This window comes from Sphingobacterium sp. SGR-19, from assembly GCF_011043555.1.
Classification (GTDB): domain Bacteria; phylum Bacteroidota; class Bacteroidia; order Sphingobacteriales; family Sphingobacteriaceae; genus Sphingobacterium.
Genome location: NZ_JAAKGS010000011.1, coordinates 26683 through 52630, shown reverse-complemented (window position 1 = coordinate 52630; position 25948 = coordinate 26683). Strand labels below are relative to the sequence as shown.

18 protein-coding genes are annotated in these 25948 nt (G+C 43.6%); 5 read left to right on the top strand and 13 right to left on the bottom strand.

Translation table 11 applies throughout. The annotated features are described in order from the left end of the window. Window positions 1-5: 5 nt before the first annotated feature. The gene (locus G5B43_RS17535) at window positions 6-2609 is read right to left on the bottom strand and encodes a zinc-dependent metalloprotease (protein WP_240904910.1); all 2604 of its coding nucleotides are present in this window, start codon (window positions 2607-2609) and stop codon (window positions 6-8) included. Window positions 2610-2752: 143 nt separating this feature from the next. Beyond that, window positions 2753-4072 (bottom strand): sensor histidine kinase, encoded by a 1320-nt coding sequence (locus G5B43_RS19630; protein WP_165296103.1) that lies wholly within the window; start codon window positions 4070-4072, stop codon window positions 2753-2755. A gap of 166 nt (window positions 4073-4238) precedes the next feature. Between G5B43_RS19630 and G5B43_RS17525 the strand changes: the two genes are divergently transcribed. The 3 genes from G5B43_RS17525 (at window position 4239) to G5B43_RS17515 (ending at window position 7733) form a co-directional block, all read left to right on the top strand. Next, window positions 4239-6002, top strand: coding sequence for a histidine kinase (locus G5B43_RS17525; protein ID WP_165296102.1), 1764 nt, complete (start codon window positions 4239-4241; stop codon window positions 6000-6002). Further along, window positions 5999-6760 carry a LytR/AlgR family response regulator transcription factor gene (locus G5B43_RS17520; protein ID WP_165296101.1) on the top strand — a complete coding sequence of 254 codons (762 nt, stop codon included), beginning with the start codon at window positions 5999-6001 and terminating at the stop codon, window positions 6758-6760. The genes G5B43_RS17525 and G5B43_RS17520 overlap by 4 nt, the downstream gene beginning before the upstream one ends. Window positions 6761-6902: 142 nt before the next feature. After that, a complete protein-coding gene (locus G5B43_RS17515) occupies window positions 6903-7733 on the top strand; it encodes a hypothetical protein (RefSeq protein WP_165296100.1) in 831 nt (276 codons plus the stop codon). 80 nt (window positions 7734-7813) lie between these two features. Here G5B43_RS17515 and G5B43_RS17510 read toward each other — a convergent pair whose 3' ends face one another. From G5B43_RS17510 to G5B43_RS17480, 7 genes are all read right to left on the bottom strand, one after another. After that, window positions 7814-8575 (bottom strand): glycerophosphodiester phosphodiesterase, encoded by a 762-nt coding sequence (locus G5B43_RS17510; RefSeq protein ID WP_165296099.1) that lies wholly within the window; start codon window positions 8573-8575, stop codon window positions 7814-7816. Beyond that, entirely contained in the window at window positions 8572-10038 is a 1467-nt protein-coding gene (locus G5B43_RS17505) for a RagB/SusD family nutrient uptake outer membrane protein (protein WP_165296098.1), read from the bottom strand. The genes G5B43_RS17510 and G5B43_RS17505 overlap by 4 nt, the downstream gene beginning before the upstream one ends. 2 nt (window positions 10039-10040) lie before the next feature. Next, window positions 10041-13370 (bottom strand): SusC/RagA family TonB-linked outer membrane protein, encoded by a 3330-nt coding sequence (locus G5B43_RS17500; RefSeq protein ID WP_165296097.1) that lies wholly within the window; start codon window positions 13368-13370, stop codon window positions 10041-10043. 187 nt (window positions 13371-13557) lie between these two features. Continuing rightward, window positions 13558-14751 carry a FecR family protein gene (locus G5B43_RS17495; protein WP_165296096.1) on the bottom strand — a complete coding sequence of 398 codons (1194 nt, stop codon included), beginning with the start codon at window positions 14749-14751 and terminating at the stop codon, window positions 13558-13560. A 46-nt stretch (window positions 14752-14797) separates the two neighbouring features. Next, complete coding sequence (locus tag G5B43_RS17490; protein ID WP_165296095.1) at window positions 14798-15385, bottom strand: RNA polymerase sigma factor; 588 nt, start codon at window positions 15383-15385, stop codon at window positions 14798-14800. Between the two features lie 234 nt (window positions 15386-15619). Continuing rightward, window positions 15620-16258 carry a Crp/Fnr family transcriptional regulator gene (locus tag G5B43_RS17485; protein ID WP_165296094.1) on the bottom strand — a complete coding sequence of 213 codons (639 nt, stop codon included), beginning with the start codon at window positions 16256-16258 and terminating at the stop codon, window positions 15620-15622. A 338-nt stretch (window positions 16259-16596) separates the two neighbouring features. Beyond that, window positions 16597-17661, bottom strand: a complete 1065-nt coding sequence (locus G5B43_RS17480; RefSeq protein WP_165296093.1) for an NADH:flavin oxidoreductase/NADH oxidase — start codon at window positions 17659-17661, stop codon at window positions 16597-16599. 422 nt (window positions 17662-18083) lie between these two features. On the opposite strand from G5B43_RS17480, the gene G5B43_RS17475 reads away from it, so the two are divergent. Further along, window positions 18084-18941 carry a mechanosensitive ion channel family protein gene (locus tag G5B43_RS17475; RefSeq protein WP_165296092.1) on the top strand — a complete coding sequence of 286 codons (858 nt, stop codon included), beginning with the start codon at window positions 18084-18086 and terminating at the stop codon, window positions 18939-18941. Window positions 18942-19118: 177 nt separating this feature from the next. Here the strand turns inward: G5B43_RS17475 and G5B43_RS17470 are convergent, their stop codons facing one another. Beyond that, entirely contained in the window at window positions 19119-19976 is an 858-nt protein-coding gene (locus tag G5B43_RS17470) for a bestrophin family protein (protein ID WP_240904909.1), read from the bottom strand. A gap of 150 nt (window positions 19977-20126) precedes the next feature. On the opposite strand from G5B43_RS17470, the gene G5B43_RS17465 reads away from it, so the two are divergent. Next, window positions 20127-20828, top strand: a complete 702-nt coding sequence (locus G5B43_RS17465; RefSeq protein ID WP_165296090.1) for a DUF3826 domain-containing protein — start codon at window positions 20127-20129, stop codon at window positions 20826-20828. A 154-nt stretch (window positions 20829-20982) separates the two neighbouring features. Here the strand turns inward: G5B43_RS17465 and G5B43_RS17460 are convergent, their stop codons facing one another. The 3 genes from G5B43_RS17460 to G5B43_RS17450 all read right to left on the bottom strand — a co-directional run bounded on the left by G5B43_RS17460 (window position 20983) and on the right by G5B43_RS17450 (window position 25944). Next, window positions 20983-21594: a response regulator transcription factor gene (locus G5B43_RS17460; RefSeq protein WP_165296089.1), complete on the bottom strand. Its 612-nt coding sequence runs from the start codon at window positions 21592-21594 to the stop codon at window positions 20983-20985. 1 nt (window position 21595) lies between these two features. Next, window positions 21596-23545, bottom strand: a complete 1950-nt coding sequence (locus tag G5B43_RS17455) for a sensor histidine kinase (protein WP_165296088.1) — start codon at window positions 23543-23545, stop codon at window positions 21596-21598. A gap of 278 nt (window positions 23546-23823) precedes the next feature. Beyond that, window positions 23824-25944 carry a cation:proton antiporter gene (locus tag G5B43_RS17450; protein WP_165296087.1) on the bottom strand — a complete coding sequence of 707 codons (2121 nt, stop codon included), beginning with the start codon at window positions 25942-25944 and terminating at the stop codon, window positions 23824-23826. Window positions 25945-25948: the final 4 nt, after the last annotated feature.

Here is a 25948-nt window from a genome sequence, read left to right as displayed (position 1 = left end):
ATTTGTTAGTTATTCATATTTAAAGCCACGCCTATACGCAAGAGAAGATCTTCATAATGCGCTTTCGTAGCTGCATCGTTTGTGTTTCTCGCTTTCTTCAGCAACTCATAGATGCGAAGAAGCTCCCCCCTTTTCAAGGTCAGCATATCCGATGTTCTGGCCATCCCTGTTACATGTACGTTCCGTAGTTTCATATCGGTGTAGCCGTGCTCGTGCCACGGGCAGAGTGGTGGATTTAACGCCTCCAACAAGGTATTCACCTGCTGTATTTTCTTCTCGTTAATTTTTTCCATGGCTTTATTGCTCGATACCATCAGCACATCGATATAATTTTGCTGTAGCATACGCGTATCCAAATCCAAATTTTCTTTCTGCATGGTTTTATCAAAAACTACTTTACGCAATGCCTGGAAGAGCTCCTCCGCTGTCCAGGTCATTTCCGGCCCGAATAAGTTTTCCATCTCAATCATACGCAACAGCCGCTCATCCTTAACCAAATTATACAACAAGCTGTACTGAAATTCCCGTTGAAGATTGTAAGGCGCATATTCAAATACACCGACAGGGCTATCGCGTAGTGGAAACGTCTTGGTCATCAGCTCCGGTACAAACAACCAAGAAGGTATCCGAAGAACCTGCTCTTCCAAGTAAGCAAAAGCCTCCTCCTGCGTTGCCCGGGAGACCGGACTGTACGCACTTTTGCCGTCGCCCAATACCGGATTCTCCAAATAGATGCCGCCTATATTATTGACCACGTGGTCTGCGTAGGTATACCACTGTCCGATCCCGCCCATATAAAGCTTACCTGCTTTATAATAGTCTTCTCCAGCAGATGTCGTCCACTGGATAATCTGTGGCATCATACGTTTCAGATTTCGCAAACCATAACGACCCGCTAGCATAGCGTTGTCGCCCAAATCTTCCGATTGCGCCCGCGGGTCTACCACATTTTTACTATCCTGTTGTTCGCCGTACCAATAATTCGGATCGTGTTGGTACTTCTCGATCGCTTGGCGCAACGTGGGCAATTCCTCCCAAGGCGTGTTCACATCGTACCAACGATAAGCCCATTCAATAGCGTACTTATCGTACAAGCCGATTACAGGTGTAATCGCCTGTACACCATCCTCCGGTTGTGCCACGTAATTAAAACGGGCATAGTCCATAATCGATGTCGCTGTCCCTCCCATCTTTTTGGTAAACGACGGTGAACGCAAAGAATCCACTGGGAAAGCATGAGAAGACCCCATATTATGCATTAGTCCAAGTGTGTGCCCGATTTCATGCGAAGAAACAAACCGTATCGCGTGGGCCATTTTTTCGTCCGAGAATGTATTTCCGCGGGCTGCTGTATCGATGATACCCGTCTGTATACGCATCCAGGTATTGAGCACCGTCATCACATTGTGCCACCAGATGACATCCGCTTCCAAAATCTCTCCCGATCGTGGATCTACAACCGATGGTCCCATGGCATTGGCTTGAGAAGAAGCCGCATATACAATAGATGATACATTCGCGTCATCAGGATCAAAGGACACCGTATCGGGCAGTTCCTTTGCCACGATTGCATTCTTAAAGCCCGCCGCTTCAAAAGCGACCTGCCAATCGTATACCCCGGCAATAATCTGTTGACGCCATTGCTTGGGCGTAGCAGGATCTATATAGAAAACAATCGGTTTCTGAGGTTCCACCAATTCACCCCGGCTATAGCGTTCCCGATCCTCTTCCTTGGGCTCTAACCGCCACCTTGTCACCAATTTACGTTTATCCAGTTCCTGCTGTTCATCCGAGAAGTACCAACGCGGTGTTGTAAAGAAACCCACTCTGGGATCGGCAAACCGCGGAAGCATTGGCTGCTCCGGCAGTTCGTAAAGGTTACTTGTTACCGAGATTGAAATCGGGATTGACGCATTACCTTCCGTCACCTTAGTCGAATAGATGGACTTGATAACGATATTATTGTCAAACGCTTTCATCTGTTCTATCGAAGAGATGGCCTTATTAGGAGAAGTGCCGAGTCCCAAATTGGCAAATACGTCCAGAAAGCTTTTTTCCGATCCATCAAATACCTTATTGACTTTAATAAAAGCCGTCGTGGAGTCGGCATTGTAGCACACCACTTTAAATGATTCGATAAACGAAGCCCGATAGTTATCTGCTACAGATTGTGCAATCGCGTCCTGATCCTTTACATCAACTTTTGGATCATATTCGCCTACCCAAATTTCCTTTCCATTTCTCTTGGGCACGAAGCGAATCACTTTGTTCTCGAAATTCATCCCTTTGTTTACGCCAGCCTCATTAATGGCCAACGGTACCGACGATACTTTATGGATCAATAGAAAATCTCTCTCCAGAGCAGTTTTGGGAATCCCAAAATAATAGTCGTCATCCTTCGTCAGGACGGTAAACATTCCACTATCGATACGTGCGCCATCGGTCAACTTTTGATAAGAAGTAGTGGATACTGCCGTATCAATCCGGCTCGTCTTATCGTCCTGCTTTTTATAGCCCTTAAAATTTGGTAAAATGGCACAAGACTGTACGAGCGCCATCAAACACAACGCCAACCCCACGCCGTTGTAAATCTTCTTTTTGTATCTCATGTGTATTGTATACTGATACGGTTAATAGATAATCAGGAGCTAAAATTGCTTACAAATAATTACAAACGCAATCTTCAATACGTGAACACGAGAAGTAAGGGCGTGAACACGCATATTTAACCGACGGGCATATTCTCCATATTTTATAGAAAAGGGAGATAAACTGTAAAATATTCCACATCTACACGATAATCAAAGCCCGTCCGACCTTCTGCTTGATATACCGAATGGATATAACGCAATCCATACCCCCCACTTTCCGTATCGGTATTGCTTTTGGGACGATAGTTGTTGCTTACTACCAGCCGATCTCCGTCTACGGCGATTTGAATGGATAAAGGTGCTACAGGGGTGAACTCATTGTGTTTGATTGCGTTTTCCACGATGATCTGTAAACTCCAACGCGGAAGTAAACGCCGAAGATACTGTTTATTGACCTGTACATCGATAGGTGTAAATGCGTTCTTGAAACGGATTTCCTGAAGAAAAAGATAAGCTGTAGCCAGCGATAGTTCTTCTTCCAATGACGCATATACGTCCGGATCTTGCCGAAGCATTGTCCGATACATCTTTGCCATTTTGCCAACAAACATTTGGGCACGATCTTGATCTTGTTTGACCAGTTGCTGCAGTGAGCCGAGCGCGTTAAACAGAAAGTGAGGATTCATTTGCTCCCTCAGCCGTTCAAAGCGAGCCAGTGCCTGTTCCTTTTGCATATTGGCGTGCGCTAAGGCGAAGCGGTGTTCCTTTTTCCGCTGAAGGTATAAACTTATCGAAAACGCGACCACCGTGAATATCAACGTCGTTCCTAACACCAAGCTGATAAATAACACGTCCCGTACCGCTTGATCTTGTTCAAATATAGGAACCGAAACCAACATATAGTCTTCTGTCCCAAAGTAATTTAGTTCATAGACAAACTCACGGACAGGCAGATCTAGGTATGCAGAATGCAGCACCTTGCCGTCTAGGTTGTTACGCCATCGCCTTCCTTCCGGGTGCATGGTCCCCAATTGAGACGCATCGGGGCTCATCAGACAAAAACCCTCGGCGGTAAAAACAGTTATATATCCGCGCGCATACCTATAAGTATCTCCTAAGTATACATGAAGTTGATCAAGGTCCAGATAAATCTGCAAAGTTTCACCCCGCCGCTGCACCTTTCTGAAGGGAATGACGCTAAGTCGCTGCTCATCGGATGAAAAACGAAATAGCCTAGGCAGTAGCGTATCACTATTGTTATACATTTCTGTCGGAAATCCGGCGTGTCCAACTTGCGAACGCAAAAATATACCCAAACGCTGATCTAGTAGGTCCAGTTCCTTTCTCAACAGAATAGACTGATCCCAAGCTTTTACCATACCATTCTGGCGGTCTACCTGTTCCATCCGGTCAAATATGATCCGTACGGCGGCAATAGCCAAAATCAGCAAAAGTATAAGAACGAAACTAAAAATATACACAGGCTTGATTTTCCAGGAGGACAAGCCGCTTACTCGAGATACCACGAGACAAAATAACGGAATTTTACATCATTTGGTTGTCAAATCCGCAAATAATGCAAGTTGCAGGCTCTCTTTTTTTATATAAGCACGTAATCTCAACAATCTTGCTATTTTTGTTGAACACATGCATAAGCAAATCTTTAGTTCATCTTTTCTAAAAGTAGGAAGTATCCTTTTGCTGCTATATATGCATATGCAGATGTGCGTCGGGCAGCAGCACAGCAGGACAGTATTGATCGACAGTGCAGACCTATTACTCAAGCGCGGCTTAACCGAAGAAAGCAAATCGTTGTATAACGAAATCTTGACGAGCGCCGAAACCGAGGCTTTACCAGACACCTTAAGGCTACGAAGCCATCTCGGCATGGCACGTGCCTGGCATATGCACCAACAACTGGACAGCTCGCTGCAATCCTACCTAAAAGCGCTGCAGCTGGCCAAATCCACCGGACAGCCCTCATTTCTAACCGATATATACATGGGAATCGGCGTTCTGCAGGCACAAGTCAAAAATCTTACAGATGCCATACGCTATCTTCAGCAAGCGGACAGCCTCAGTCCTCAAATATCCATTAAGAAGTTGCAGATCAGAATTAATCTAGCCAACACCCTGATGGATGCCGATCGAGATAAAGAAGCGCTTGAGTACCTGCAGGAGTCGCTGCAAACAGCTCGATTGTTAGGGCAGGAAGCCATACAAGCCATTATCCATACCAATCTGAGTAATCTCTTTATCAAAGCAAAAAATTGGGAAGCAGCCATTCGCCACAGTAGAGAGAGTCTACAGCTTCGGGATCAATTGCAGCAACCCCCATCGATCGTAACGTACAATAATCTGGGGTATGCCCTGATGCAGTCAGGCCAACTGAGCGAAGGAAAAAAGGCCTATCTACTTGTACTGCCTATCGCCCATGGCAAACAGAGACAACAATTGCTGAAAAACCTAAAAGACCTTTCCTTATTGCAAAACGATTACCCTGCGGCATTACAGTATTTCGAAGATTATGATCAACTCAAGGACTCCATACAGCAGCAAGAAATAGAGCAGCGGATCGCCGAGATCACACAGGCCTATGAAAGTGCCGAAAAATCACGGCAGATTCAATTCCTACAGCATGAAAATGCGACAAGCAGGCAACAACTTACGACAGTTATCGTGGGCAGCCTACTCCTTATCCTGTTGATTTGTTTGGCCACCTATCTTTACCTGAAAAACGAACGCGTGAGACGGGAACTTAGCCACTCCAAGACTAAAAACCAATTATTGCGTGCACAATTGAATCCACATTTTATATTTAATTCGTTACAACATGTACAGCACTATCTCTACAAGAACGACAAAGAGACCTCTATGGCTTATTTAAGCAACTTCGCACGTCTTATGCGAGCCACATTGGCGCACTCCAATACCGATTGGATTTCGCTTGAGGAAGAAATCGAATTACTTCGCAATTACCTTTATTTACAGCGTTTAGCATCGTTTAAACCTTTCCACTACCATGTGCATGTCGATCCAGAAATAGATCTTTCTTTCGTACAACTACCGCCGATGCTCTTACAACCCGTCGTTGAGAATGCCATTAAACACGGCATTACGGACCAACCAGATCCCCATGTTGCAATAGATGTCTGTTTAGAAGATCAAAAGCTAAAAATACGTATCTCCGACAACGGCCGAGGTCTATCTACGGGCTCTATAGATCGCTCTAATAACCTCCACAAGTCCATGGGAATGCAATTAGTTAATAAAAGAATTCGTGAAATCAACAAACAATATCCTAATTTCGTAGAGGTCGTGACTGCTAAAGCGCATCCTACGAAGACCTATACCGGTACGAGTGTTGAATTCCTATTTGATCTTACCAAACAATCAGAAAGCCGACTATGAAACAACATATGACCTGTCTGCTTCTGGAAGATGACCACTTGACTATGGCCATGGCGGCAGACGTCATCGCCAAAGCATACCCGCAGCTTACGGTTATTCCCTGCTACCAGATTGCCGAGGCAGAGCAGTATCTAGTTTCTACCAAAATCGATTTTTGCATCCTGGACATCAATCTTCCCGATGGAAATTCGTTCGATTGGCTAAGTCGGCTTTCCAACGAATTAACGTATCCTTTCCGAATCATCTTCATCACCGCTTATTCGGCTTACGCAGCTAAGGCATTCCGCTTCAACGCTTTGGACTTTGTCGTTAAGCCTTTCGCTCCGGCCGATTTATATACAGCTATCGATAGGGTATTACAGTCGATCGACGATGCATTCCGGAAGCTGGAACTGGAGCAGGCTCTAGAAAATTTAGCCCGTCGTGATGAAGCAGAGCAACGTTTGGTACTAAAAAGCCAAAAAACGGTTCATATTGTACGGCTTGGAGAAATCTTATACCTTTCTGCTGACAACAATTATTGCAACTTTCATTTAACCGATGATCGCATAATCTTGGTTTCTCAACCATTGAAACACTACCACGATAAGCTAAACGGTTACGGTTTTCTCCGTATACACCAAAGCTACCTTGTTAACCAGGTATACATCACGTCATTCAAAAAGAAAACCAGCCAACTTATTATTTGCAACACAGAAAGTCTTCCCGTTGCGCAGAGTCGTCGCGCAGATGTAATCGCGTGCCTCGGCCAACTATGAGGAGAATTGGAATTCTCAAAAAATACAGGTGAATACTCTATCACCGGCCTCCCAACTCGTCTTTTCCCCTCAATTCTCCTACATTTAGTTCGCAAAACAGGAAGGAATTACCTTCAACATTATTGTTTTTAAAGAAAAATTTATGAAAAGGATTGTACTTGTTTTCGTTTTTATATTCAGTATGACGGTAAGTAGCCATGCCCAACTATTAAAGAACATACAGCGCAAAATGGAAGAGAAAGTCGAGAAGTCGGTCGATGATATTTTAAATGGTAAACCAGACGAAAAAATACAGCAGTCCAACACCGGCATTCCGGGCACCCCAGGGCCTAAAAACTCGGGAACCTTTGATATTTTGACAACGACAGAACCATTTGTAGGTGGCCATGTACTTTTGTTTGAAGACAGCCTGAACTACGATACACCTGGTCGCATGGCCAAATATTGGCAGACAAACAGTACAGGTACCGTAGTTGAAATAAGCGGAGCACCGGGAAAATGGTTAAAATTGGCCGATCAAGCTTCCTATCAGCTCGATACTTTACTTCAATTACCGCAAAAATTCACGTTGGAGTTTGATCTTCTAACGCGCGCCAATGAAGCTAAGGATCTACAATCGATAGACTTCGGATTTTCAAAGAATAACAGCACACGGAAATACATCTACGGCGTGGCAAACGAAACAAATGTATACACCAGTTTGCGATACAATTACGAAACCATCTATACAACCAGCAATAATAACAATAACGAAAGCAGAATTGAGTTTCCTTTGAGTAACTATGCCAACGCCATCATGCATGTATCGGTGGCTGTAGATGGCAGCCGGATGCAAGTTTATATCGACGAACATAAGATTCTGGACGCTACGGTCTTAGATCCAAAAGCACCCAAGCATTTTTTCCTATCGACAGAAAGCTACCGTAACAACGCCTCTGTTCTTCTCAGCAATTTACGCATTTACGGTTTTTAACACAATATCTATCTCTTCCGTCAAAAAAACTCCCGAGGCTTATGCCCCGGGAGTATGATTATAGTTTTAATGGATGCTTCCTAAAAAAATTTATCAAAACGGCTATCCAACTGGATATATTCCACTCCTATTTCTTTTAATGCCTTCGCAGACTCCTCATAATTATCCTTCTTTGACGGGTGATAGTTGATCACACCCACCACCTGTATATTATTCCGTTTTGCCCACTGGAAATCGTCAGGTGAGGGATTGGAAAATAAATAGTAGTGCTGCGCAGCATAATCCGATCGTTGCTGATAATCTTCAATTTGCATTTTTGTACAGCTTAATTTAATTTTCCCCCTAAAGAAGTCTGTGGCTTCCTCGGTGGGGATAATCAGAGCTCGGTCGGCCAGATGAAGATCGGAAAGCAAGGTATAGATTTCCTCGAATCTACGCGACTGATAGCCTTGTATCTTAAGATCGATCATAACCTGTAGTCTCCTGTCCGCCGCCACGCGCAACATATCCTCCAGCTTTTGTATAGTGTGTCCGTTAGCAGATTTAAGCGATCGTAGTACATCCCAATTTAGCGCATCTACCTTTTTGTCCACACCAAAAAAGCGCTTTAAGTCACGGTCGTGGTGTACGATTAAGACACTATCTTTCGTCATCCGTACATCGAGTTCTACCATGTAGTATCCCTTCGCCGCGGCTTTTTCTATTGAAGCTATACTATTCTCGTCGGTCTGTTCGTCCACCACCCCACCCCTGTGGGCGATCAGTTTAACATGGCCAAACTGTGCTTTGCAGCATAACGTTACTCCCAGTAGGAGCAATGTCATCAATATATATTTGTTCATTTATAATGTTGATTTTGTACCAATACGCCACCGCTCTTGTCAATTTCTACCTGCGGCAGCGGAAAAAAGTAATGTTTCGGTCTTGAAAAATTAATTCGATTACGATCGGCATGATATACAGCATCCGGATTTTTCAATATTTCCGCTACATTGACCCAACCCATCCTGTCCCAGCGGATAAGATCAAAAAAGCGTCTGTTTTCGCCGGCCAGTTCTAATCTTCTCTCTAATATAAGATCATCTTTATCTGCTCCCGAGATAGGTTGAGCGTGTGCTCTTCTGCGCACGGTATTAATTTCGGCATCGCCGGCACCTGCTCCCGACTTCCGGATTTTGGCCTCTGCCACCAATAAATAGACATCACTGGAACGCATAAGAGGAATGAGCAGGTCGAAACTCAATTTGCCCTCAGGAGTGAAGGTTGTATACTTATTAAAATGATAACCTGTTTCCGAGCTATTACCGTCATATCTCATTTCGGAATTCCCGACATCAATCATATCTCCGTCACTCCACATGGTGGCCAACCTGCGTGGGTCGTTACCAAACGCATCAAAAAGATTTTTCATTGGGTGGAAAAAGTTCCATCCGCCGAGCGTACGTGGGCTGAAATAATAAATCGTAGATGAATTACGCCATGCCTGTGAAGATGTCACGTAAAGCAACATTTCGGGAAGAGCGGTTGTTTTCTGACGAAAATTATCCTGAAAGTTGTCGGCCAATCCATACATCGCATTGGCCGTAATATGCTCGCCAGCCTGGATAGCCAGATCCAGCTTATCCTCGTTGTCCGGATAACTTGACCAATGCATGTACAACTGCGTTAAATATGCCCATGCAGTACCTTTATTGACGCGGCCGGCGCTTGACGTTGGGGGAAGCAGCTTTTCAGCGGCCTGTAGGTCCTGTTCGATAGCCTGCAGCACTTCCTCGATGGCCGCTTTCGGCTTGTTATAATTTGCGTTCACAACGTCCTCCTGGGTAAGGAGTGGAAACTCACCATAAGGCAAATACAACCACCAATTGGCAAATGCTCGAAAGAAATAAGCCTCTCCGAGACTTCTATCCTTGATTTCTTGGGAAATATCGGCAAGCGCGGGCACATGCGTAAGAATAATATTAGCCCTCGAAACCATTTCGTACTTCCATGTCCAACCAGCGCTCAACTGTGGGTTGGAGGCATCAAAAGTGAACGTTTCGATGGCTTCGTCCTCCGAATGGTCACCGGCACGGTATACATCGTCGGATGCAATATCCCATGTATAATCCCCGTGCGCTACAAAATCTTCCGCTATTAAGATCCCGTAAAGCCCGGTAACGGCATCCACCACCGACTGTTCGTTTTTGAAATAGTTTTCTTCGGTATACTGTCCTTTTACGTCGATATCCAACAGATCATCGCAGGAGGAAACTCCCCACAACAAACACAAAAGGACGACGGTTAACATACTATTGTTCTTCATCTTTAAAAATCAAATCTAAGCCCTAAATTAATTTTTCTGCTAAATGGAAAGTTCGCGTAATCCACTCCGCGCTGCAGATTTCCATCGGAGTAGCCTATCTCCGGATTATATCCTTTATAAGCGCTCATCACAAAAAGATTTTCTCCCATGACGTACACGTTCATATCCCGGAACAAGCTCCTTTCCGATGTAGGTATCTTATATGATAAGGTAAGCGTCTTCAACTTCACAAAGTTTCCGTTTTCAATAAAAAGATCGGACGTCCGATGGTTTAAATTTGTCCGCTGCGTGCTCATACGCGGAATCGTATTGCTGGTACCTTCGCCGTGCCAACGACCTAGTGCCTCCGCGTACATATTATACGAATAAGTAGGGTCGAGTCCTTGCATCCGATCGGCGTTGTAAAGTTGTCCGCCAAAACTTCCGGTTAGATTTGCATGCAACATCCAACCTTTAAACCCTACCCCCAGTTGCAATCCAAGAATGGCATCCGGATTTGGATCACCTAGATAGACACGGTCCTGCTCATCGATCTGTCCGTCGCCGTTGATGTCCACAAATCGCACGTCGCCGGGTTTTATGTCTGCCTTACGTTCGTCATTTTGAATGTGCACATCGGCATCGATTTCGGCTTGATTTTGATACAGACCATCGCTCTTCCATCCAAAAAAAGAAGCCAAAGGCATATCTTCGTAGGTCCGGGAAATCTCCTGGGACTGGCGTCCATAAAAAACAGATCCTATGTAGTTGTTATTCCCATAAAGTTTGGTCACCTTATTCTTCAGGAAAGTAAGATTGAAGCCTACATTATAAGCAAAGCCATTATCTAGTTGTTTCTGTTGGGTCAGTTCGATTTCCCAACCCCAGTTACGCATCTCCCCGATATTGGAATCCGGAATAGTTGCCCTACCTACGGTACCCATGACGACCGCGGGAATAAGCATATCGCTTGTCCTTTTATCAAACCACGCGACATTTGCCGTCAAACCACCTTGGAATAATACAGCATCTACCCCCAAGTTGGTCATCGCCGTTTTTTCCCAGGTAATAAAAGGATTGGCAAGGCTCGTAATACGGGAACCACCAACTTGGTCAGCGCCGAATGTGTATTTATTACCATAGTCGATATTCCTTTTGATGATGGTGAGGTATTGCAAATCTGCCACTTCTTGGTTGCCCAACATCCCCCAGCCCGCTTTGATCTTTAGATCGTCCAGAAAGGATATATCCGCCATGAAATCTTCTTCCGATATCCGCCATCCTGCAGAAAATCCGGGAAAATATCCCCATCGTCTACCGGGCATAAATTTGGAAGAACCATCGCCCCGCATCGTCATGGTCAAGAGATATCTATTGGCGTAGCTGTAGTTAAGCCTGGCAAAAGCCGAGGCTAATTTTTGTGGCACGTCATAATTTCCGATGATACTGTTCATCGTAGCGCCGTTATCAAATACGATCTGGTCTAGACTTTCATCTGCGTATCCTATCTTTTTTACCGTTTGGAAACTGCCGTTTCTAGATTGCATGGATACCCCGGCTACTGCATCGAGATGATGGCTGCCAAAAGCACGACGATAATCTATATACGTTTCGCCCAAAACCGTATAACTTTCCTGGTTTGTGATCCCCAATTCTGCGTCATTACGTCGTCTCATCTGTTGGGTAACACTTGGGAAGAAGTCCCGAGATTGATAGAGATTACCCTCAAATCCAATATTACCTTTCCATTTCAAATCGTCAGTAATTGCATACTCTAAGGTCATCGAAGCTAACATATTATGGTTGCGTTTCGTCCGGTCCTCTGTGGAAAGCTCGTATACAGGATTGTTGATGTCGCCCAGTTCATTATTTGCCGATGCCGTTCCCCACTCACCGTTTTCGTCCATCACCGGGATGGCCGGGTTAAAACGAAGTGCCTGCCACAGCACACCGCTGTACACCGAACTCGTAGACGGGTTATACCAATTCCGATAGTTATATTGAAAGTTCTGAACCAGTTTCAGTTTATCGGAAATTACGTGGTTCGAGTTGACCCGTGCCGATAGTCGACGAAATTTGGAACTTAACATAATCCCTTTTTCGTTATAATATCCCAAGCTGGTCAGATAAGACGATTTCTCTCCGCCACCTCTGATGCTTAGATCGAAATTTTCCAACCTGCCCGCTTGAAAAAGTTCGTCTTGCCAGTCGGTACGATCTTCCGCATAATACGGATCGTCCCAGAAGACATTCGCTGCGATCCCATCATTGGTATAGCGTTCTTTTTTAAGCATAACGAGATCTTCCGCACCAAGTAAATCCAGTTTATTATTTACGTTGGTGATCCCGGAATATAAGTTGACACTGTATTGCGTCGGCTGACCAAATTTACCTCGTTTTGTCGTCACTAAGATAACCCCATTGGCCGCTCGCGTACCGTAAATTGCCGCTGAGGAAGCGTCTTTTAATACTTCTATCTGTTCGATATCATTGGGATTGATATCGGTCAATTTTCCAGAAGGCACACCGTCAATCACCACCAATGGATTCGATGAATTGACACTACCAGTTCCCCGAATCTGTATCGTAGGCTCTTCTGCCGGAGATCCTCCTCCGGATACAATCTCAAGCCCTGACGACAATCCCTGAAGCGAATTGGACAATTGGCCTATAGGCGCAGCGCTCAATTGCTCGCCTTTGATACTGGATACAGATCCCGTGAGGTCACTCCGGCGTTGTGTGCCGTATCCGACGACCACAACTTCATCCATTTCCGTAATGGCGGGAACCATTTCTATAACCACCTCGCTTCCTTGACTTACCGTAAGCTCCTGCCGTTGGAAACCCACCGATGAGAAAACGAGTAGCGCCGGCCACTTCGAAACACGCAGCTCAAAATTTCCGCGTTCATCGGTAGCTGCAAGGTTATCTGTGTGTTTTTCCGCAACCGAGACATTAGCCAACCCAATTCCGTCGACATTGCTGACGCGCCCCTTTACGACGGCTTGTTGGGATATATCCGCCGGAGATTGTTTGGAGCGATGTACCGCTGTCCTCCTTTTGCTTTCCGTTAGGATAACATTCTTATCTACGACATTATAGTCGATATAAAAAGCAGTCAAAATTTTCGAAAGAGCCGACTGGAGAGATAATCCCCGTAAATCGACATCCAATTTCAGATTCTGCGGCACCAATGCGGAATCATAAAAAATGTGATAGCCACTTTGCTCTTGGATTTCCTGTAGAACATCGACCATCTTCGCATTCTTTCGCTTCAAGGTGATGGTTTGGCCGAAAGTCATTGCGCTGACCTGTATTGTTGCTGCGCACATTAATAAAAGTGCTAGTTTCATGGGCAAAAGCCTGTTTATTCGAGGAATAGAACTTTTCCTACGTCTTGAACTATTATTTTTTTTATACATTTGCTATTGCGGTTGTTTTTTACTTATGCAATCGTTGATCAACATTTTACTATATTATCGGGAGCGTTCGCGGCGTTCCTGATAATTATTTCTTCATACATACGTTTTCTGTATTTATTTAAATCACCTTGATCCTCCTTTCTTTTATCTCAAATTTTACACTGTTTGTCATTTCAATCAACTTCAACAGCGTCTCTATATTTTCATAGCGGGAAATCGAACCTGTAAACCGAACAGGCTCTTTATCAACAGTATATTCAAAAGAAACATCGTACCATCGGGAAAGACAGTCTAAAACTTCCCCCAGCGGCGCATTGTCAAAAGCGAACGAGCCATTCCGCCAAGCGATGGTGTAGTATGGATTTATTTTTTCTATCTGAATTTTTCCCGAACGAGGACTGTAAATGGATTGCTGATTAGGTAGAAGCTCTTTCTCTCTACCTTTAGGGAAGCGTAAGCGAACGGCACCTTCCACTAAGGTTGTCTTTATTCTTTCGGCATAGCTGTTTAAATTAAATGCGGTACCCAGCACCTCTAATTCCTGTTCACCAACTTGCACAATAAAAGGCAATTTTTTGGTACCGGCGGTTTTCTTAACAACACGGAAATATGCCTCGCCTGTGAGCTCAACTTTTCTAGCCGCCTCCCCAAAATTCAAAGGATAGCGGAGGCTGCTTGCTGCATTTAACCAGACTTCGCTCCCATCTGGCAGATTCAGCTTGTATTCGCCGCCCCTCGGTACAACAATCGTATTATATAATCCGTTTTCCAGTGCCTTTCCGTCCAACATCCTGTAGGAGATTTCTCCCTTCTTATTTTTCGTTATTGTGTATCCGTCCATCGCTATGGACGTATTATCCGCAAGTTGCTCCAGATCGATTTCCTGTCCGTTTTCCAATACGATTTTGGCTTTGTTCGTCCCCGGAACGATTGCCGACCATTGTCTCTGCTCCCAATCCGCCCTATCTTCGCTCCGATCGAATAAATCGGTATCTGTAAAGAGGAGCGCTGTAATACCAATCAGTATAAAGAGGGCTGCAGCGACCCTCATAAACCGCCATTTTCGAATACGAGTGGATAGTACCTCATATTGTCTATTTATCCGATGCTGAATAGCACTATAACGCTCATCTACATGTTCAGTGGTCGGCCATGGCAAAGGTGATTTCTCGGCGAGTTCGGCAAAAACGTCCTCCAATAGCTGATCGGAAGTCTCCTGATGAATATATGTTTTCAGTTCTTTCAGCTCGCGATCTGTTATGCTGCCGTCACGGTACCGCCGAACTAAACGATATAGCTTATCCTTTTCCAATATTATTGTCCTTTATTCTTATAATTACCTCAAGCCGGTAAAAGGACTACTGACGAAAGAAATAAATTAAAAAAATAAAAGCGTATAGCTTGTGCAAGCTCAGTCTTATTTTTCGTGATGCACTTATTAATTGGTTTTTCACTGTATTTTTAGAGGTTCCCATCTGCTCGGAAATCTCCTCGTAAGAGTAACCCGCAAATTTGTTCAACTGAAATATCTCCTTTTGTTTGGCAGGCAATTGTTCCACCAATTCCAACAGTAAGGAACGCAAATCATTGCCGGCAAGTTGGTCGATTGTTGCCGTGGAGCCTTCATCCCAATCGCTGCTAAGCTCATCTTTAAATTTCGCTTCGACAATCGACCGGCGGAAAACACGTAGCAAATATCTTTTGGTCATGACGAACAATAAGGGATAAATTCCGCTAGGGCCGTCAACCTTTGAGCGATTTTGGTATAATTGAACAAAACTCTCTTGGACCGCGTCGGATGCAATATCCTCTTTTCCGCATACGGAATACGCATATCGAAGAAGTACTTGCTGGTATGTGTCAAAAATTTTCCGAAAAATCCCTTGGCTTCCATTCTGGAACGCCGTAAACTCTTGTTCGGAAATATCTTTGGAATGTGGTCTCATAAGGAAAAATTCACCTTACAAGGTTACACAACTGGTATAAAGGTTTTGTTAATAAATATTTATATTATCATTAGCATCCCTAAGAGCATAAAGATACCAAAAGAATTCACATCATACCCTATATAGGGTATTTTATTCTGATTTTTTAAACTACTTGCCGGAATCGTACAAATGCACCAATTCTCTCACTATCGACGCTACCAAAGCGCGCCTATTTATTGGTCTGAGGCAGCATTAAAGTGCGTTTAGCAATAATTCTATGTTATTACGGTTCATTTTTATTTTTCCTTCATTTTCCAACGCTTTCAACAGCCGTGAAATAACCACCCTTGAACTATTCAGTTCATAGGCAATTTCCTGATGTGTTTTTATAATGACGGAAGAATTATTAACCTTACTTTTTTCCCATAGATAATTGTAAAGACGCTCATCCATGTGCATGAAGGCAATATTGTCTATGGCAGCAAGCATTTCATTGAAGCGGTTATTATAACTTTCAAAAACAAAGGCACGCCAGCTTTTGTATTTGGCCATCCATTCTTCCATTTTGCCAACAGGAATCATAGCCACTAAACCATTATTTTCTGCTATAGCACGAATTTCACTTTTTTTATCGCCCATACAGCAGGTAAGCGTCATGGAGCAAGTGTCTCCTTTTTCAATAAAATAGAGCAATAATTCGCCTGTGTCAAAGTCCTCCCGCATGATTTTGATAGCTCCGCTGATGAGCAATGGCATGGTTTTGATATACTTGCCTATATCGATCAATACATCACCTTCTTTAAATTCGACAATTTTGGCGACAGAAACAATTTCGTTAATTAGCTCCTTTTCAAATATACCGCTGTAGGTTTCCTCGATTAATTCTTCCATATTTATTTCTATTTGATGAGGTAATTTAAAGATTCTCCGATACGTAGATAGTTCAAACTGGCATTTTTCGCTGTAACATACAGATAGGCGCATTCTCCACTTCCCGGTTCATATCGTTTCCCCCGTCGCTTGCCCGGTAATCGTCACTATCGAAAACTAAACTATGGCGTTCCGTATTCGCTTGTAGCTTATCTTACAATTTATAGTCGTCGTTATAAAAGCAAAAACATAGGAGATCAATTAAATTACGAATCTCATCGGTACATCCATCCTGTACCGTCTGTGCCACAGGGGAGCATGAATAGCCTGTTTCTTATATCTTCTGAATGCCTACTCCTTTACCACTGCGCCCGTTCATACTGTACGGGCCAGTCGATATTGACTTTCAAATCGCGGGCTGCTCGCAGTGGAAAATGGGGGTCTCTCAAGAGTTCCCGAGCAATCATAATTAAATCCGCTTCCTCATTGACCAAGATAGATTCCGCCTGTACAGCGTTCGTGATCAATCCAGCAGTAGACGTCAACGCGCCTGTTTCCCGTTTTACTTTTGCTGCGAAAGGCGTTTGGTAAGCCGGTCCAATGGCTATTTTCTGATGGCGTACCAGACCACCGCTGGTCACATCCATGACATCTACTCCTTTGTCTTTTAAGATCTGGGCAAGTGCCGAGGCGTCTTCCGGCGTCCATCCGCCTTCTGCCCAGTCTGTACCTGGCATCCGGACAAATAAAGGTGTTTCTGTCGGCAACACTGCCTGTACGCTCTCCACGATCTCTAGCAACAACCGAATCCTATTTTCAAAACTACCGCCATACGCGTCGCTCCGGTGGTTGCTCAAAGGCGAGAGAAACTGGTGCAGCAGATAGCCATGCGATGCGTGGATTTCGATGACCTCAAAGCCCGCTTTTAACGCCCTTTCCGTTGCCGATGTAAAATCGGCGATCACCTTTTGAATACCTTCAACATCCAACGCTATTGGTTTGGGATAATCGTTAGCATACGGAACCGCTGATGGTGCGACCGTCTGCCAACCACCGTTTTCCGGCGTCACCTCAACATGACCTTCCCAGGGAACCATCGTACTGGCTTTTCGGCCGGCATGTGCCAACTGTATGCCCGGAATCGCGCCTTGTTGTTTCACAAAAGCGTTGATCTGTGCTAGTTTTTCTATCTGTTCGTCTTTCCACAACCCCAAGTCGGAAGAGGATATCCGAGCCTCAGGCGAAACACCAGTCGCTTCTACCAAAACTAGCGCTGCTCCACCTACTGCGAAGCCCCCGAGATGCACGAGATGCCAGTCGTTGGCAACGCCATCCACGGCAGAATATTGACACATTGGGGACACAATAATCCTATTTTTTAAGGTTACTCCTTTTATCGATATCGGATTGAATAGTTTGGACATATTATTATTATTTGAGCAGTATGCTCTTTTCACGAATACCCGAAGTTACTGACAAAAGCCTTCTTAATCAAGAAGGGTATGTGGAAATCAAGTCATAAGATACCGCTATCCGTCCCAGTAAGAGCGGAAGCCACCAACATGCAGGAAATCAAATTTTAATACAGAAAATCACGTAGCCATGAAAGAATTTTGTTGCAGAAACCCTAGTCCGGCATTCGAGATACTGCACCCCGAAATAGTGGTGGCTCCGTTACACTAAAATCGGAAATATTTTGCCTAAAAATTCGATTTTCTTTTTATATTAGGGCAACTGAACATTAAATTGCTAGTATAAAGTCTAAAAATTTTGAATATTTTAGTAAAACTGCAATAAAAATAGGTACAAACAAAATAGAACTATAAACTTTAAAAAAACGTCTATTATGGATAATCTAGATTTCGATAATGTGAACCAATATTGGGATAATTTCATCACCGCCGCCGTCGCTTGGGCTCCACGAATCCTGATAGGACTTATTTCAGCAGTATTGATATACCTAGTCGGTTCTTGGCTGATTAAAATTATAAAACGTATAGCTGAAAAAACGTTTCAACGCAGAAACATGGATATATCCCTTCAGCGGTTTCTCCTAAACCTCATCCATTGGGCCCTTCATATTCTTTTATTCATTGTCGTGGTTTCACAGCTCGGCGTGCAAACCTCTGCTTTTGTAGCGATGATCGGTGCAGCTGGATTGGCCATCGGCTTAGCCTTGCAGGGATCGCTCGCGAATTTTGCGGGAGGAATATTGATTCTTCTTCTCAAACCTTTTAAAGTTGGCGATTACATTTCTTCTGATACGGGCGTATCTGGCACCGTCCAGGAAATAGACATCTTTAACACCAAGCTTACCACCCCACAAAACCAGTTGGTGGTTGTCCCTAATGGCCCTATGTCCAATAGCAGTATTACAAATTATACACAACTCGGCACCCGGAGAACATGGTTTGACATCCGCGTGCCCTATGATGCCAATTTGAAGCAAGCAAGAGAAGTCTTATTGGCCGTGGCCGAAAATAACACCTACGCGTTTAAGGAGCCGGCTCCTCAAGTTGTAGTCACGGAACTGGGAGAAAGTGCTGTGAATTTATCGGTGCGGGTGACTACTTCCAACGACGATTTCTGGACTATGAACGAACAATTACTGATCGATTGCAAAGCGGCGTTGGAGAACGCCGGAATCGAAATAGCTGTTCCGAAACGAGATATCTCTATTCGCAACGAAGGCTCCAATCAGTAATCCGTTACATTCGGTTACCCATCTTAATGCCACACATTCCTAAGTTTTGCGGTGACGGGAGGTCAATAGATGGATGTATCGACTTTGGAATAATTTAGTATCCTATTGATATTGCGTAGACACATCCTTAACGTAAGGGTTGTTACTGCAAGATTGGAGAGTGGATGACGTCCGAAACTAAAGAATAAAGAAGGTCTTCGGTTTTAGTGGCTCAGGAATTTCTGTTTCTTTTAGTAGCTGCTTGATGTTAATCTCGATATTCCGCGCTATGGCCGTTACGGGTGTATCACTGGGCCGGTTACGGAACGGATCTTGCAAGTTGTACGCGGTTTTTTCAGCAAGAAAAAACACAGCAGCGATAAGTACCAACAGCGGGATTTCGAAAATCGCGTGAACATCTTGTATCGCAATCGATAACGTAATCAGAAAAAGATAAATGGCTGCATGCAGAAAAAAACGATAAGTCACTGGAAATACGGTCGTATTTATACGTTCTGCCCTGCCCATAGAATCCACAAGACGCACTAAGGTCTGATCCAGTTGCACCCTGTAAAATTCGGGGACTGACTGCTTATCTGCGATTTCCTTTATACGGGTTGCCTGCATCTGGGTTATGGCTAAGGGCACATTTTTATGATGTCGAAGCGTATCCTGTTCTGCCGCCGTGAGATTCAGTTGTCTACCCAATGGATTCAGACCCCGCAGCGAATCGCCTAATGCGTAACACCATGCGATCTGTTTATAAGCGACGTCTCTAATTACGTCTTCGTATGCGCTGTCCATATAACTTTGAAGTTGTATGACGAGCGAACGGGAATCGTTTACAATCGCGCCCCATATTTTGCGCGCCTCCCACCACCGTTCGTAAGATTGACTCATCTTAAAAGACAATAACACGGATATGGCTGTACCTAAAAATGCCGGAACACCCAAAGGCATGTCTGGAAGCCGATCACCAAGAAAATACGTAAAGGCATTGAAGATCAAGCCCACAATAGCCACTGTGGCCACTTCGCTTTTGATTTTGTTAAGCATGTAGCGTAACGGTATACCAGAAGAATTTACTATCATACTATGATGAACAAATATCTTTTAGATGTGTTTGTGAACCTGATTTTTTTATTTTGACTGCCTTGGCATTTCCCCTGCTTATCATTTTTAGTATATTTAAAAACTCAACATCATATGAATCACGAAATTAATACAAACCGTATGACACGTACTATCCTTTTAACGAGCCTCTTTAGTTTATTTTTTCTTACCCATATCTTTAGCGCAGAAGATATCCAAGTAGAAAATAAACAAGAAAAGGAAAACCACCATCACCAATTGGCCACTAAAATAATCGGTGGGATGCGTCTTAGTGATACCGATAAATCCGCCAGACTAATCGTAGCTACGGTCAATTATCTGGATACACTTGAAAAAATATTAAAGGTCAGGGCAACGAAGCTACAACATTTAGATCGAGCCTACACAGCAGAATCAGCAGAAAAAACCGCGCTGATCGTAGATGCCTACGAAGTGGCGAGAGACGCGTTCCTACCGTTAAAAAAGAAATATGTTTCACAGCTAGCAGATGGATTGGTACCTTACCAAGTAGATCGTGTAAAGGATGGTTTGACTCGTGATGCGTTTCCCAACTTTGAAGCGATGTACTTCGAAATGGTACCCACATTGAAGCCGGCCGAGCGTGCACATATTTTGTGTTTGCTAGTGGAGGGTAGAGAAAACGCCATGACAGCCACTGACGACGAAGGACAAAAGCAGTGGTGGGATAAATACCGTGGTATCATAAATAACTTTATCGCCTCACAGGGATACGATTTTGGAAAACTCAGTAAGGCGTGGGACCAAGCGAACCCCGACAAGGAGTGGGCGCATTGAAAAATCCCCGAAAATAGATACGCTTCGGGGGGTTACGATGAGGCCACGAATATGTCTAGCGAGCATCAGGCTTTATTTAACTAAGAGATCAAACAACACCTGCGCGTTCAACAAACTCCTCCTGCATAAGATTTGCCTCTTTTCTTTGGGGCTTTCAGATAAATTTCAATTCGGTTGCTCTATGTATCAAGGAGGCAGAATTGCTTACTTTAAATTTTTGGAGTAGATTTCTCCGATGACTTTCCACCGTGAGCGGACTGATAAACATCTGTTCCGCAATCTGGGGTGTCGTCTTGCCGGTTACCATCAAGCGAAGCACCTCGAGTTCTCTCTGCGTGATCTTGGGAACAACGCTCTCCGTTTGTTTCATGATCGGTTCTATCTCGGCACTTAAAATCTTATTGCCTGTATTTACGGCATGGATAGCATGTATGAGTTCGCTGGCAGAAACATTCTTGAGCAGATATCCTGAAGCTCCTGCATCAAGCATTCGCTGTACAATACTACCTTCACTGATATTGCTTATGGCGATAACTCGCGTTTCCGGCTGACTCTTTTTAACCAACAATGCAGCCTCAATTCCGTTCATGCCAGGCATATTAATGTCCACTAAAACAACATCTACCGAGTTTGTTTCCAAAAATAGCAGGGCGTCCTCCGCACGGGTAAAAGTATGTATCAGCTTGATATCCGATTGATTGTCGAGGATAAATTCGAATCCACTAAGCACCAACGGATGATCATCTATTATTATTACAGAAATCATGTTACTCATGTGTAGGTATTTGAATATGAAAAGACGAGCCTTTTCCTGGGGACGTATCTATTTCAAAATGGCCGTTCAGCAGAGCGATCCGGTTTCCGATATTTGACAGCCCCATGCCTATATTATTTACATTTTCAGCACATTGTTCAAACCCTTTGCCATTATCCTCAACAGAGAGGTATAACATATCGTTCTCTTCCGAACATTGAACCCATACTTGACTGCCTTCGCTGTGTTTCAGTGCATTAGTCAGCAGTTCCTGCACGATGCGATACACCGAAATCAGAAAATGGTGTGAATAGCTTCCGGTTAGTTTAGATGATTGAAAATCAACAAATATAGTAGGTTGTGTCATGCTTCTGCACAGGTCTTTCAACGCATCTTCCAAACCTCTATATAATAGTGCAGCCGGCATGAGATTGCGGGATACCCGTCGTAGTTCGTTGACAGATCGGTCAACCTGCCCCATAATGGATTGCAGGTCCGTGATGGTTATAGCATCAAATTCCTGTACTTCCATATTATCCGTCACGGCCGACAGTTTCATCTTGACGCCTGCAAGCATGCCTCCCATTCCGTCATGCAGATCCCTTGCTAATCGGCTACGCTCTTTTTCTTCTCCCTGCAGCATTGCATTGTAAAGGCTTATTTTCGATTCCTGCCGATGATTTTTAAGCTCCTCCCGCAGCAGCAACTCCTTTTGTTCCAACAATCTTTTCTTATTTTTCTGCGTCCTATACCAGGTAAAACCCAATACAGTAAGAAGCATACACAGCGAAACAGAGAGGATGGCGATACTTCGGTTTCTTTGAAGGGCAAAAGATTGTTCCTGATGTTGGGACTTAATTTCCAATAACTCTTTTTCTTTTTCGGTCGTTTGATACCTTTGTTCCAATTCCAATATCTTTGCCCTGTTTTGATTTGTAAAAAGGCTGTCGGAAACAATTTTGTGCACTTCGTACCATTTAACTGCCTCTTGATATTGATTTAATGCCACGGCCGTGGTCGCTAGATGATAATAAACCATCTGTTTGTTTGTTAAAGAAGAAGTCTTCTCTATATAAGGAAGTACCTCCAATAATTTCCCTTTCGCTTCGCTATATTGTCCATTCTGCTGGTACGCTTTGAACTGATCATACAAAAGGGTTGCAATGAGTTCATCATTCTTTAAACTTTTTGCCGAGACAAGTCCTTCAGAAAAATGTTCATGGGCTTTCTTGAAACTTTTAGTAGCGGCATAATAACTCCCAGCTACCGTATGGTACATGGAGATGTAGATCGAGTTAGGTATCAAATTTGCTATCAGGGCGGCTGTATCAAGCATCCTTTCAGATCGGTGATAATCCTTCGCCAACAGGGCATTCCGTGCTGCATTGACATAGAGCGTTAATCTTTCTTCCGATGCATTCTGTTTTTCCCGAAGTAAAGATAGGGCCTTACAGTAATAACGGTCGGCTTTCGCATATTCCTGCTGGTTCATCAGGTTTATCGCGACGTTCTGATAATTGTTCCCGATCAGCGTTGCATCCCTTGTCTGCTCGGCTAGCGGTATCACTTTATCCAATAAAATATCAACATATTCGTTTGCCCTGCCTTCACGTTGTAAAAGCGCGCCGTAACTTCCCCAAAGACGGGCACGATAACGAAGTACTTTCCCTTCTTGACCTGTATTCGCTTTCTGGAACAATCTTTCGGCTTCCATGTATAAGTCTTTTGCCCGATTGGGGTCTTTGTCAAAATAGACAGAAGCCGTATAGAACGCAATTATCCCACCATAATAAGCTGTTTGTATTTTTGCTCTCAACAGATGTTTTGCCTGTGCGATGTAAAGCAAAGCCTTGGTAGTATCGTGATCAGACCAGAAGAAACTTAGATCAAGTAAAGACACCGCCTTTTCTTCCAGGTTTTCGATCTGTTCAAGTTCGCGATACAGACTATCGCTATACTGCATTAGTGGGTCTTCTGACTGGCAATATACCGGAGTAGCTATTAGTAAAAGATATAAAATAAGAAGTCCTATTGTTTTCGGCACGGGCAACACAGTTAATTTTTATTATGGAAATATACATAAAATACATATACTAACAATCCGGTACCATGAGCGTCGATATCTTTTTAAAACTAATCATGCAGAATTTTTTCATACCTTAAAATATTGTGTTGTTTCAAAGTTATCTAGTAATCAAAAGACAAACAATCCACGAAAACTAGGATTTCTCACCGCGTTTTCTATCCAAAAACTTTCCCGATAACTTTACCGATTGCGGCGAAATCATCAAGATTATTGACGGCTCTTCTTTCGATCGGGTTTTCTCGTGCTTCCGAATACGGATAAATCAAGATATAATTATTGTGAAGCAAATTGTTATTTAGGAACTCCGGTACCGCATGCATTGGAGAGGTGTAAGAGAATCGATTTCTATCAGCCATGAGCACAATTAATCCTTGATCTGTCTCCAATCCAAGCAATACATTCTCCTCTTCGTTCCAAGACTCCATTTCTTGCAACTCGGCTTCGATTGCTGATTTCTTTAAAATACGTTCAAGAACGCCCAACATCCTTCTGTTAGCATGAAACGTCATCGTAGCGCCCGAATTACGTGCAATGTTCCAGATTTTTAACAGCGCGTGAAAAAAGCCTGGTTCCTCCTCGGCGTCACGCGGAATAATAACAACATAGTTTTTTACCGTAGATATTGGCTGAATGGCACGGTATATCAATAAATTGACATGTTCGTTTGTCAGGTAACCATTATAAAGATTATAAATAAATGACGCAGAAAACCCCTTTTCACGTTCCAAACCAATGATTAAATCGGTGATATTTTTCTCTTTGATTACATTATTAACACCGGACACAACCTGTTCATCATGCCGAGTTATAGGTGTAATAACGACATCCGCTGCTGCTCCCATTTTTACCGCTGCATCCAAAATACGTTCCGCATTTTTTACCGACGACTCATTTTTATCCTCATTGATAATATTTAGCGCAAATATTCCCTTTTTATTCGACGCTGTTTTAATAAGCAGTCCAAGATTGACCATTTTTTCTGTCATCTGCTCATTATTGATCGGCAGTAGAATCCGTTCACTTTCAACACCTTTACCAGTAACCGTGTTGTCCTTGTCCACATCCGCTATTTTCTGCCCGCTCGACATCGACACGAATGACGATATTGTACAAGACACTAAAATGAGTAAGATACTTCCATTTAACACATGGTCATTTAACAATCTGATTGGTTCGCCATCCGCAGTTTCGCCAATGATAATCGTATAACCGACCATTACAGAAGCCAATGTTGCCGCAGCGGACGCTGCACTCATGCCAAAGATTAAGCGTCCTTCGTTGGCAGTAAGTCTAAAAGTCCGTTGCGTCAAATATGCGGCTACATACTTTCCGCCTATCGATGCCAAGAGCATAATTGCCGCTACCCCAAGCGTTTCCCAATCGTTTATAAAAGCCTTAAAATCAATCAGCATACCCACGCTGATCAAAAAGAAAGGAATAAATATGGCATTACCTACAAATTCTACCCGACTCATCAATGAAGAAGTATGTGGTATGAGTCTGTTGAGCGCCAAACCAGCAAAGAATGCTCCTATAATAGCTTCTATTCCCGCAATCTCGGCGAGAAGCGCCCCCAAATATATCATCACAACTACGAAGATATATTGTGAAATCTTGTCCTCCACACGTTTGAAAAACCATCGGGCAATGACCGGGAACAACATTAACACGATCACCGAAAACAAAGCCGTAGAAACCCCAAGTCTTACCCAGAAGGCCGTACCTACCTCTCCCTGAGACATACCCACAATGACAGCGAGCACTAAAAGCGAAAGCACATCGGTTATCATCGTCCCCCCCACCGTAATATTAACCGATAAGTTTTTCGCAATTCCCATACCGCTAATCAGCGGATACGCAATAAGAGTATGCGACGAAAACAAACTAGCGAATAAAATGGATGTCGAAATGGAGAATTGCAGCACATAGTAGCCCCCAATAAAACCCAAAATAAAGGGAAATATAAAGGTGTACAATGCAAATGTCAGACTTTTCCATTTATTCCGCTTGAAATCGCCCATATCGATTTCTAATCCTGCTAGAAACATAATATAAAGCAAACCCGTTGTCCCTATTACTATAACGCTGCTATCTCGTTCCAGCACATGAAAACCATTAGGTCCAATCAAGGCACCAGCGATAATTAAGCCCAATATGTGTGGAACTTTAATTTTGTTCAATAAAAGGGGGACAAACAAGATAATGACCAATTCAATCAAAAATTTGATTAACGGATCTGCAATTGGAAGCGTGATTGGATGAATAGCAAGCGTCATATAT

What these genes read in the sequence shown, in the direction of transcription:
- G5B43_RS17525 (WP_165296102.1), top strand. Translation starts at nt 4,239, where the DNA reads ATGCATAAGCAAATCTTTAGTTCATCTTTTCTAAAAGTAGGAAGTATC.
- G5B43_RS17460 (WP_165296089.1), bottom strand. Translation starts at nt 21,594, where the DNA reads ATGATTTCTGTAATAATAATAGATGATCATCCGTTGGTGCTTAGTGGA.
- G5B43_RS17535 (WP_240904910.1), bottom strand. Translation starts at nt 2,609, where the DNA reads ATGAGATACAAAAAGAAGATTTACAACGGCGTGGGGTTGGCGTTGTGT.
- G5B43_RS17500 (WP_165296097.1), bottom strand. Translation starts at nt 13,370, where the DNA reads ATGAAACTAGCACTTTTATTAATGTGCGCAGCAACAATACAGGTCAGC.
- G5B43_RS17505 (WP_165296098.1), bottom strand. Translation starts at nt 10,038, where the DNA reads ATGAAGAACAATAGTATGTTAACCGTCGTCCTTTTGTGTTTGTTGTGG.
- G5B43_RS17455 (WP_165296088.1), bottom strand. Translation starts at nt 23,545, where the DNA reads ATGCAGTATAGCGATAGTCTGTATCGCGAACTTGAACAGATCGAAAAC.
- G5B43_RS17515 (WP_165296100.1), top strand. Translation starts at nt 6,903, where the DNA reads ATGAAAAGGATTGTACTTGTTTTCGTTTTTATATTCAGTATGACGGTA.
- G5B43_RS17470 (WP_240904909.1), bottom strand. Translation starts at nt 19,976, where the DNA reads ATGCTTAACAAAATCAAAAGCGAAGTGGCCACAGTGGCTATTGTGGGC.
- G5B43_RS17480 (WP_165296093.1), bottom strand. Translation starts at nt 17,661, where the DNA reads ATGTCCAAACTATTCAATCCGATATCGATAAAAGGAGTAACCTTAAAA.
- G5B43_RS17465 (WP_165296090.1), top strand. Translation starts at nt 20,127, where the DNA reads ATGAATCACGAAATTAATACAAACCGTATGACACGTACTATCCTTTTA.
- G5B43_RS17510 (WP_165296099.1), bottom strand. Translation starts at nt 8,575, where the DNA reads ATGAACAAATATATATTGATGACATTGCTCCTACTGGGAGTAACGTTA.
- G5B43_RS17490 (WP_165296095.1), bottom strand. Translation starts at nt 15,385, where the DNA reads ATGAGACCACATTCCAAAGATATTTCCGAACAAGAGTTTACGGCGTTC.
- G5B43_RS17475 (WP_165296092.1), top strand. Translation starts at nt 18,084, where the DNA reads ATGGATAATCTAGATTTCGATAATGTGAACCAATATTGGGATAATTTC.
- G5B43_RS17485 (WP_165296094.1), bottom strand. Translation starts at nt 16,258, where the DNA reads ATGGAAGAATTAATCGAGGAAACCTACAGCGGTATATTTGAAAAGGAG.
- G5B43_RS17450 (WP_165296087.1), bottom strand. Translation starts at nt 25,944, where the DNA reads ATGACGCTTGCTATTCATCCAATCACGCTTCCAATTGCAGATCCGTTA.
- G5B43_RS17520 (WP_165296101.1), top strand. Translation starts at nt 5,999, where the DNA reads ATGAAACAACATATGACCTGTCTGCTTCTGGAAGATGACCACTTGACT.